Origin of the sequence: uncultured Pseudoflavonifractor sp., from assembly GCF_944387805.1 — a bacterium.
Taxonomy (GTDB): Bacteria; Bacillota; Clostridia; order Oscillospirales; family Oscillospiraceae; genus Pseudoflavonifractor.
This window is the reverse complement of sequence record NZ_CALXGI010000011.1, coordinates 61,782-71,617: the sequence shown is the minus strand read 5'-3', so window position 1 is coordinate 71,617 and position 9,836 is coordinate 61,782. Positions and strand designations below refer to the sequence as shown.

Genomic DNA, 9,836 nt, shown 5'->3' with positions numbered 1-9,836 from the left:
CTGATGATCAACGAGGAAGAAGCAGAGGCGATCCGTGTCATCTATGACCAGTATGTTCACACGGACATTGGCGCAAATGGCATCGCAAAATATCTGGAGAACCATGGCATCCGCAAAATACCTCGGCAGAATGGGAAGAATCCCCTATTTGATGCACACCTGATCCGGCTGATTCTGAAAAATCCGGTATACTGCGGAAAAATTGCCTATGGCCGCCGCAAGACGGAAAAAGTTCGTGGCACAAGAAACGAATATAAACTGGTGGAGCAGGACAACTACCTGCTGGCAGATGGTTTGCACGAACCTATTGTTTCGGAAGAAGTCTGGCAGGCGGCGCAGGTGAAGCTGTTGGCACAGGCCAAGAAATACGAACACGTCAACCGCGGGAAAGATGAACACGTACATTTGCTCTCCGGCATTGTAAAATGTCCTGTCTGCGGAGCCGGAATGTATGGGAATAAAAGCATCAAGCACAAAGCAGACGGCACCAAGTACAAGGATTTTTATTATTACGGTTGCAAGCACCGTTCCATGATACGTGGGCATAAGTGTGATTACAAAAAGCAGATCCGGGAAGAACTGCTGGACGATGCCGTGACAGAAGTCATTGTAAAGCTGGTGAGCAATCCGAAGTTTGCGGCTATGATGCAGGAAAAAATCAACATGAAAGTGGATACTGCCGCCATTGACCAGGAGATTGCCAATTATGAGAAGCAGCTGCGCCAGCATTATTCCGTCAAAGCAAAGCTGGCGGAGGAGATTGATTCTCTCGACCCGGATGACCGGCACTATGTGCGGCGCAAGGCAGACCTTGATGACCGGCTCTACAAGATGTATGATAAGATTGAAGATACCGAATCTCTGCTGATCGCAGCCAGAGCCAAAAAGCAGGCCATTGAAGCGGAAAAGCTGACCGGCGACAATATCTATAAAGTGCTGATCTATTTTGAAAAACTGTACGGCATGATGAATGAGGCGGAGCGGCGGCAGTTGATCGAGGCGTTGATCTCTGAAATTCAGGTTTATCCGGAACGCCAAGCCAATGGACAGTGGTTAAAATCCATCAAATTTAAGCTGCCGATCATCGAGGAAGACATGAGTATCAGTTTGGACAATGAAGAACAAGTCGAGACGGTGGCCGCCCTCACCCGGCGGCGTTGACAGCATTTGAGGGGAAGGAGAAGCGCTATGACAGCGTGTGAACCCGGACGAAAACAGGGAAAACGGCGCGTTATCATCGCCGTTCTTGTTGTGCTGGTCCTTGTTCTGGCGGCAGCGGCCCTGCTGTGGGTCTGTTCCCCGCTGTATATCGACCCCTACCGGGGAACGGTGCAGTCCGACGAGCCCTCCCTGGCCCTGGAGGACGTGCTGACCGGCGAGCAGGCCCGGGAGGACCTGGACTACCTGATGACCTGCCTGCGGGAGCGCCATCCGGCCTGGCTGGACGGCTCAGGCAAGGACGCGGTGGCAGAGGAGGCCTATCAGCAGGCCCGCTCCTCCATCGGGGATGAGATCTCCGTGCTGGAGTTTTACCGTCTGGCGGCCGGGGTGGCCGCCTCCCTGCGGGACGCGCACACCACCGTGTCCTGGCGGCCCGACCCTGATGCGCCCTATTACTACATTGACACCGGCGTCACCATTTCCCAATTGGGCCTCCCTCTGACCATCAACGGCGTACCCAGCGAGGAGGTTCTGGCGGCCTACAAGTCCATCTCCTCCTTTGAGCTGGACGAATACATTGAGCACAATTTCTGGACCTACGGCATCAACTATGAGCCTGTGCTGCGCACCTGCGGCGTGGACACCTCGGACGGGGTGGACATGACCTTCCGGACCGAAACCGGGGTGCAGACCATCCATTTCGACTTTGCCCCGCTGGAGGGCTCGGGCGGCTACCCGAAGCCCGACTACATCATGGACGCCCGGAACAACACGGCCGTCTTCACCCTGACCTCCTGCGTCTACGATGAGGAGTACTGCTCCACGGTGGCCGCCTTCTTCCGGCGGGTGGACTCCTTCGGCATCGAGAACGTGATTGTGGACCTGCGGGGCAATACCGGCGGCAACTCCCTGGTGGCCAACGAATTTCTCCGCTATCTGGACGTGGACCAGTACCGCGCCTGGGACTGCGCGGTGCGGTACGGCTGGTATCTGAAGTGGTACAGGGACCAGGTCTATGCCAATGACCGGGCGGAGCCCACCTTTGACGGGTCTCTCTATGTGCTGACCGACCTGAATACGTTCAGCTCCGGCATGGACTTTGCCATGCTGGTGGCGGACAATGACCTGGGCACCCTGGTGGGGGAGCCCTGCGGCAATCTGCCCGACAGCTACGGCGACCTTCTCCGGTTCCTGCTGCCCAACTCCAAGCTGCGCTTCAATGTCTCCTACAAAAAGTGGTGCCGCATCGACCAGGAGAAGGCCGGGGAGCCCATCACGCCCGATGTGCTCTGTCCCTCGGAGGACGCCCTGAACCGGGCCTATGAGCTGATCCAAGGCGAGGCCTGATGGCCATTTTGTATAATATTTTGACATCTATTTCGTCCCCGTCCTCAGTCGACGGGGTTTCAGGAGGTATTTTTATGCCCAATCAGGAATCTGTTCTCTGGTACTGCCCCGATCCCGTCCTCTTTTCCTCCGCCCGGAAGGCCTTTGCCGTCCAGGGCGTGCGGGTGCGCCCGGTGTCCCCCGAGCAGACGGGGGAGACGGTGGGGCATCTCTTCGGCCTGAAGGGCTTTGCCGCCCGTGAGGACGGCGCGGCCGTCCCCGCCGCCCCGGCGGAGCCCGCCCTGGTGCTCTCCGGCTTCTCCCGCCAGCGGCTGGACGCCCTGCTCGCCGCCCTGAAGCGCTCCGGCGTGCCCTTCATCGCCCACAAGGCCATGCTCACCCCCACCAACGTCAGCTGGACCTTCGCCCAGCTGTGCGAGGAGCTCTCCCGGGAGCACCGGGCCGTCACCGGCGGCGCCGGCTCCGCCCACAGCGGGCAGTAAAAATTTTTTCTCCGCTCCGGACAACTTTTTCCCTCGGTTCCCCGTCCAATGTCTGTACCCGTTTCCGGAGCGTCCGCACCCATTTGAACATGAATGAGGGACTCTCTTTGGATTATGATCGGCTTTTGAATCTGTCCATGGAAATGGGCTACCGCCTGCTGGAAAGCGGCGCGGAGATCTACCGGGTGGAGGAGTCCATCCGCCGTCTGCTCCAGGCCTACGGCCTCGCCACCGGCGAGGTGTTCGCCATTCCCAACTGCATCATCGCCAGCCTGGTGACCCCCGAGGGCCAGGTGCTCACCCGGGTGCGGCGGATGCCCAGCCACGGCACCGACATTGAACAGCTGGAGCGGTGCAACGACCTGTGCCGCCGCCTGTGCGTGGAAAGACCCCCGCTGGACGAGGCGGAGCGCCGGATGGACGACCTGCTTGCCTCACGGCGGTACTACTCCTTCCCCGCCCAGCTGCTGGCCTACTTTGTGGGCGCGGCGGCCTTTGTGCCCTTCTTCGGCGGCACCTGGCGGGACGCCCTGTGCGGCGGACTGTGCGGCGTAGCCATCGGGCTGTGCCTCACCTTTCTCTCCCGTCTGGGCACCAACCTGTTCTTCAAAACCGTGGCCGGCGGTACCGTCTCCGGCCTGCTGGCCCTGGGGCTGCGGGTGGTGGGGCTGGGGCAGAACGTGGACTTCATCACCATCGGGGCGCTGATGATTCTGGTGCCCGGCGTGCTGTTCACCAACGCCATGCGGGACATTATGGCCGGGGACATGATGGCGGGCATCTCAAAGGCCGCCGAGGCCCTGCTCATCGGCATGGCCATCGCCCTGGGCACCGGCGTGTCCCTGTGGCTGGCCCGGCTGCTGTGGGGAGGTGCGGTGTGATGGAACTCATTCAGACCTATCTGCCGCCCTGCCTGTACGCCTTTGTGGCCTGCGTCGGCTTCTCCGTCCTGTTCAATATCCACGGCCTGGGCATCCTTATCTGCGCCGTGGGGGGCGCACTGGGCTGGCTGGTCTATCTGGCCGCCGCCCCCGTGTTCCACAGCGACCTGCTCCAGTCCTTCGCGGCGGCGGTGTTTATCTCCGCCTATTCGGAGATCATGGCCCGCATCCGCAAGTGCCCGGTGACAGCCTATCTGCTGGTGGCCTTCTTCCCTCTGGTGCCCGGCGGCGGCATCTACTACGCCATGGAGCACGCCATCAACGGCGAGACCGATCTCTTCCTGAATGTGCTGTTCCACACCCTGGGGCTGGCCGGGTCCCTGGCGGTGGGGGTGCTGCTGGTGTCCTCCCTGGTGCGGCTCATCAACAGCTATCTCTACCGGCGGCACCGAAAGCGGAAAGGAGCGTGACGGCATGTCCCAGCGATACGATACCGTGCTCTTTGACGCGGACAACACCCTCTTTGACTTTGACGCCGCCGAGGCCCAGGCTCTGGACCTGACCCTGGAGGCGTACGGTTATCCGGTGGACGGCAGATCCCGGGGCTGCTACCTGGCAGTGAACCGGGACCTGTGGGAGCGGTTTGACCGGGGCGAGGTGAAGCGGGAGTGGCTGGTGGTGGAGCGGTTCGCCGCCCTCCAGCGCTCCCTGGGCGGACATCATGACCCGGCGGAGATGAACGCCTTTTACCTCTCCCGGCTGGCCGAGGCGGGCTGCCTGCTGCCCGGGGCGGAGGACCTGTGCCGGGCCCTGGCCCCCACCTGCACCCTGGCCATTGTCACCAACGGCGTGGCCTCCGCCCAGCGGGGCCGGTTCGGCCGCTCCCCCCTGAAGGAGCTGATTCCCTGGCTCTTCATCTCGGAGGAGGTGGGGTATCAGAAGCCTCAGCGCCAGTTCTTCGACGCGGTGCTCTCCGCCATGTCCCCGCCTCCTTCCGCCCGGATTGTGGTGGTGGGGGACAGCCTGACCGCCGACATTCTGGGGGCAATCAACGCCGGTCTGGACTCCATCTGGTACAACCCCCGCGGCCTGTCCGGCAGGCCGGACATTATCCCCACCTTTGAGGCCCGCACCTTTGACCAGATTTCCGGTCTGATTCTGGGCGGCGCCTGATTTCCCCTTCCGCTGTTCCCCATAAACAAAAGAGAAAAACAGAGGAGCTCTTTGCTATGTCTTCCCAGTACCACGCCTCTCCATCTACGTCTTCTCCCACTTCCCGCCGCTCCCGCTCCCGCCGCCGGCGGCGCGGCCCCGCCGCCCCTTTGATTCTGCTGGCAATAGCCGCGGTCCTTGTAATTCTTGCCCTCCTGGCGGCTTTCCTGGGGCCAAAGCCCGAGGCCCAGGGGGGTGTGACCCAGCCCTCGGACACTCCCGCCCCCTCTGAAACAGCATCCCCCGCCCCCACCGAGGCGGTCTCCCCTTCCCCCAGCAACACGCTTCCGCCCACCTCCAACCCGTCGGAGACAGCCCCGGCTGAGACCGGCCAGGGCGGCAGCGCCGAGGCCATCGTTCCCCCCACCGTCCCCGCCACGCCCTCCGACAGCGCCCCGTCCTCTGACAGTGCCGCTCCCTCCGGCGCCTACGACTTTACCCAACCCGCCCCCGAGACGGACCCGGTGGACGACAGCTGGTTTGACGACGCGGTGTTTCTGGGGGACTCCCGCACCGACGGCCTGCGGCTCTACGGCGGCATCCCCGGCGCCGATTTCATCCAGCACACCGGCATCACCGTCTTTGACATTGACACCAAGGACCGCATCCGCATTGACGGCCAGACCTACACCATGATGGAGGCCCTGGGCCTGAAGCAGTACGGCAAGGTGTATGTCATGCTGGGCATCAACGAGCTGGGCTACTTCAACGACAACGCCTTCGCCACCGCCTACGCCAATATGGTGGACGAGATCCGGGCCATCCAGCCCGACGCGGTTGTCTACCTGCAAAACCTGGTGTCGGTGAACCCGGACAAATGCAAGGCCAACAATCAGCCCTACTACGTGACAAACGAGCAGATCGCGGTGTATAATGGCATTATCGCGGATATTGCCGCGGAAAAGCACGCCGTGCTGGTGGACGTCAACGCCGCCCTGGTGGACGGGAGCGGCATCCTCCCCGCAGAGGGCACCACCGACGGCGTCCACTTCACCAAGGACTACTACATAAAATGGTACGACTACCTGAAAATCCACACCGTGGACCCCGCGATCTACTGGGCCGGTCAGACGGAAGCCGGCCAGGAAGGAGCCTGATTATGATGAAACGTTCTCTCTCCAAGCTGCTGTGCCTGGCGGCGGCGGTGTGCCTGCTGCTGGGGGCCTGTTCCGCTCCTGCGGAGAGCGAAAGCGCCCCCTTTGACCCGGAGACCGCCACCCAGGCGGTGCTGGACTCCGGGGCCTTCTCGGTGGAGCTGACCGAGCTGGACGCCTCCCTGCTCTATGACTTCTCCGGCTACGGGCTGGACGCCTCTGCCCTCACCGCCTCCAAGGCCTACTCCGCCTCCGGCTTTGCCGAACAGGTGTCGGTGACGGTGTGGAAGGACGAGGCCGCCGCCCAGGCCGCCGTGGACATGTTCAAGACCTATCTGGATGACATGGCCGCCACCTATAAGGACTATGCCCCCGCCGAGGTACCCAAGCTGGAGAACGCAGTGCTGGAGCAGCGGGGCAGCAGTGTGCTGCTGGCGGTGGTCAACGACGCCGACGCCGCCCAGGCCGCTGTGGCGGGTTTGAAGTAAGTCTTTCCCCCAAAACTGCATTTTCCCGAAAACTTTTTACCCCCGCATCCCGTCTAATGATTGAATGGCGGGATGCGGGGGCTGTGTGCAAAGGAGCGATTTTTCCCTCTTGAAGTTACAGCCTCCCGACATCCGCCGTCTGCTGGCCGACTATATCGTCTCACACCAGGAGGACTTTTACCGCCTGGCGTTCAGCTATGTCAAAAACCGGGACGCGGCGCTGGATGTGGTGCAGGAGAGCATCGTCAAAGCCCTCGCCAAGGCGGACACCCTGCGGGAGCCGGCCTATCTCAGGACCTGGTTCTACCGGATTCTCCTCAACGAGAGCATGAACCACTTCCGCCGGCTCAGCCGCATTCTGCCCCTGGAGGATCTGGAGCAGCAGAGCGCCCCCGCCGGGCGGGACCCGGGAGAGCGGCTGGACCTGTACGACGCCATTGACCGGCTGGATCTGAAAGAACAGGCGGTTATCAGGCTGCGTTTTTTTGAGGACATGAAGCTGGAGGAGATCGCCCGGGCCACCGGCGCCAACCTGAACACGGTGAAATCCCGGCTGTACAAGGCGCTGAAAAAGCTGCGGGATATGACAGGGGAGGATTTGCGCGATGAATGAGAAATTCCAGGATGCAAAGAACCGTTACCGGTCGGCGGACATTCCTCCCGAGCTGGACTTCGCCGTGGCCTCCGCCCTGCGGGAGGGGGAGCGCCGGCGGCGTCAGCGCCGCTGGCAGAGCAGGACCCTGGCCTCCCTGGCCGCCTGCTGCGCCAGCTTTGTGCTGCTGGTCAACGCCAGCCCCGCCTTTGCCAGCGCGGTGTACCAGGTGCCCGTGCTGGGGGACCTGGCCCGGGTGGTCACCGTCACCGAGTACTCCATCGCCGACGGGGAGCGGCTCATCGACGTGCGCCTGCCCGCCGTGGAGGACACGGGCCACTCCGACCTGGAGCAGCGGATCAACACCGAGATCCAGACCCGCATCGACGCGGTGCTGGCCGAGGCCCAGGCCCGGGCGGAGGAGACCAAGGAGGCCTTTGTGGCCACCGGCGGGGACCCGGACGAGTTCATGCCGGTGATCATCGACGTGGACTATGAGGTCAAGTGCCGGAACGACCAGTACCTGTCCTTTGTCATCTTCAAGACCGAGACCAAGGCCAGCGCCTACACCGAGTTCTTCTGCTACAACATCGACCTGGAGACCGGAACGGACCTGACCCTCCAGGACATGCTGGGCCCGAACTACAAGGAGATCGCCAACCAGGTCATCCGCGAGGAGATCGCCCGCCGGAGCCAGGACCCGGACAACGTGTACTTTGACGGCACCGACGGCATCCAGGGCTTCCAGTCCATTGCCGCCGACCAGCCCTTCTATATCAACGAGGCCGGCAACCCGGTGGTGGTCTTTGAGAAGTACGAGATCGCCCCCGGCTATATGGGCCAGCAGGAGTTTGAAATTCCGGTTCCCCAGGCGTAACACCTGTCGCAGACACAAAAAGGCGAGGCACACAGTGTGCCTCGCCTTTTTTCAGCGCTGATATTCAAATTCCAGATTGTACATGGACACGGTGTCCCCGTCCTCGATGCCCATCTCCTCCAGCCGCTGGAACAGGCCGGATTCCCGGAGCATCTTGTCAAACCAGTTGCGGGACTCGTAGTCCCCGAAGTTGACGTTGGCCATAAGCCGCTCCAGCCAGGGGCCTTCCACAATCCACACGTCATCCTCGCGGGTAATGCTGAGGGGCTGGGACATGTCCACCTGGGGAGGCCGCTCCACATAGGTGGGCTCGTACACCGTGATGGGGGGCAGATCGGCCAGCGCCCGGGCGGCGGCGTACACCAGGTCCCGGACGCCCTTCTGGGCGGCGGCTGAGATCTCGTAGAACGGCATGCCCTTGGCCTCTACGTGGGCCTTCAGCTTGTCCACCAGGGTGCGGTCAAAGGCGATGTCGGTCTTGTTGGCGGCCACAATCATGGGGCGGCTGGCCAGCTGAGGGCTGTACTCGGCCAGCTCCTTGTTGATGGTCTCAAAGTCCTCCACCGGGTCTCGGCCCTCGCAGCCGGACACGTCCACCACATGGATGAGCAGGCGGCAGCGGTCGATGTGGCGCAGGAAGTCGTGGCCCAGGCCGGCGCCCTCGCTGGCCCCCTCGATGATGCCGGGGATGTCGGCCATAACGAAGGAGGTGCCCTCCTCCACGTATACCACGCCCAGGTTGGGGTAGAGGGTGGTGAAGTGATAGTTGGCGATTTTGGGGTTGGCCTTGCTCACCACGCTGAGCAGGGTGGATTTGCCCACGTTGGGGAAGCCCACCAGGCCCACGTCGGCCAGCAGCTTCAGCTCCAGCACCACATCCCGGGTGACGCCGGGCAGCCCCGCCTTGGCAAACCGGGGCACCTGACGGGTAGGCGTGGCAAAGTGCTGGTTGCCCCAGCCGCCCTTGCCGCCCCGGGCCAGCACAAAGGGCTCGTCCCCGGACATGTCGCAGATGATCTCTCCGGTCTCCCCGTCCTTCACCACGGTACCCACAGGCACCTTGATGATGAGGTCGGCGCCGTCCTTGCCGGTGCAGCGCTTGCCCTGGCCGTCCTGGCCGTTCTCAGCCACGTATTTGCGCTTGTAGCGGAAGTCCATCAGGGTGGACAGATGGCGGTCGGTCTTGAGAATCACGTCGCCGCCCCGGCCGCCGTCGCCGCCGTCGGGTCCGCCGGCGGCCACGTACTTCTCCCGGTGGAAGGCCACCGCGCCGTTGCCGCCGCTGCCGGAGCGGACGGTGATGCGGGCGGTATCAATAAAATTCGGCATATGGTACCTCCTTTCAGAAAGAAAGAGCCCCGAACGGGGTCCCGTCCGAGGCTCTTAGTATACCCATATAGAACGGTTACTGGGCGATCTCCACGATGGAGACCTGCTTGCGGTCCTTGCCCAGCCGCTCGAACTTCACGGTGCCGCTCTTGAGAGCGAACAGGGTGTCGTCGCTGCCCTTGCCCACGTTGACGCCGGGATGGATGTGGGTGCCGCGCTGACGGACCAGGATGTTGCCGGCCAGAACGAACTGACCGTCGGCCCGCTTCACGCCCAGGCGCTTGGACTCGGAGTCACGGCCGTTGCGGGTGGAGCCGACGCCCTTCTTGTGGGCAAAGAACTGAATGCCAATCTTCAGCATGTGTCGTACACC

The 9,836-nt window shown here is 62.5% G+C and carries 12 protein-coding genes; 10 read left to right on the top strand and 2 right to left on the bottom strand.

Going from position 1 to position 9,836, the window contains the following annotated elements; translation table 11 throughout:
- The 10 genes from Q0K06_RS05085 to Q0K06_RS05040 all read left to right on the top strand — a co-directional run.
- A partial coding sequence (locus tag Q0K06_RS05085) for a recombinase family protein (protein WP_294549385.1) occupies positions 1–1,161 on the top strand: 1,161 nt, incomplete at its 5' end.
- 27 nt (positions 1,162–1,188) lie between these two features.
- Positions 1,189–2,508 carry a S41 family peptidase gene (locus Q0K06_RS05080; protein ID WP_294549382.1) on the top strand — a complete coding sequence of 440 codons (1,320 nt, stop codon included), beginning with the start codon at positions 1,189–1,191 and terminating at the stop codon, positions 2,506–2,508.
- 74 nt (positions 2,509–2,582) lie between these two features.
- Complete coding sequence (locus Q0K06_RS05075) at positions 2,583–2,990, top strand: DUF3783 domain-containing protein (RefSeq protein WP_294549379.1); 408 nt, start codon at positions 2,583–2,585, stop codon at positions 2,988–2,990.
- Positions 2,991–3,097: 107 nt separating this feature from the next.
- Positions 3,098–3,871, top strand: coding sequence for a threonine/serine exporter family protein (locus Q0K06_RS05070; RefSeq protein ID WP_294549377.1), 774 nt, complete (start codon positions 3,098–3,100; stop codon positions 3,869–3,871).
- A complete protein-coding gene (locus Q0K06_RS05065) occupies positions 3,871–4,341 on the top strand; it encodes a threonine/serine exporter family protein (protein ID WP_294549388.1) in 471 nt (156 codons plus the stop codon). The genes Q0K06_RS05070 and Q0K06_RS05065 overlap by 1 nt, the downstream gene beginning before the upstream one ends.
- A 4-nt stretch (positions 4,342–4,345) precedes the next feature.
- On the top strand, positions 4,346–5,044 hold the full coding sequence (locus Q0K06_RS05060; protein WP_294549373.1) for a YjjG family noncanonical pyrimidine nucleotidase: 699 nt from the start codon (positions 4,346–4,348) through the stop codon (positions 5,042–5,044).
- 56 nt (positions 5,045–5,100) lie between these two features.
- The gene (locus Q0K06_RS05055; protein WP_294549369.1) at positions 5,101–6,180 is read left to right on the top strand and encodes a GDSL-type esterase/lipase family protein; all 1,080 of its coding nucleotides are present in this window, start codon (positions 5,101–5,103) and stop codon (positions 6,178–6,180) included.
- A 2-nt stretch (positions 6,181–6,182) separates the two neighbouring features.
- The gene (locus Q0K06_RS05050; protein WP_294549366.1) at positions 6,183–6,665 is read left to right on the top strand and encodes a DUF4358 domain-containing protein; all 483 of its coding nucleotides are present in this window, start codon (positions 6,183–6,185) and stop codon (positions 6,663–6,665) included.
- A gap of 109 nt (positions 6,666–6,774) precedes the next feature.
- A complete protein-coding gene (locus Q0K06_RS05045; RefSeq protein ID WP_294549363.1) occupies positions 6,775–7,278 on the top strand; it encodes a sigma-70 family RNA polymerase sigma factor in 504 nt (167 codons plus the stop codon).
- Positions 7,271–8,134 carry a DUF3298 and DUF4163 domain-containing protein gene (locus Q0K06_RS05040; RefSeq protein ID WP_294549361.1) on the top strand — a complete coding sequence of 288 codons (864 nt, stop codon included), beginning with the start codon at positions 7,271–7,273 and terminating at the stop codon, positions 8,132–8,134. The genes Q0K06_RS05045 and Q0K06_RS05040 overlap by 8 nt, the downstream gene beginning before the upstream one ends.
- A gap of 51 nt (positions 8,135–8,185) precedes the next feature.
- On the opposite strand, the gene obgE is transcribed toward Q0K06_RS05040, so the two are convergent.
- A complete protein-coding gene (gene obgE / locus Q0K06_RS05035) occupies positions 8,186–9,463 on the bottom strand; it encodes a GTPase ObgE (RefSeq protein WP_294549357.1) in 1,278 nt (425 codons plus the stop codon).
- Between the two features lie 76 nt (positions 9,464–9,539).
- Positions 9,540–9,824 (bottom strand): 50S ribosomal protein L27, encoded by a 285-nt coding sequence (gene rpmA, locus Q0K06_RS05030; RefSeq protein WP_294520363.1) that lies wholly within the window; start codon positions 9,822–9,824, stop codon positions 9,540–9,542.
- Positions 9,825–9,836: the final 12 nt, after the last annotated feature.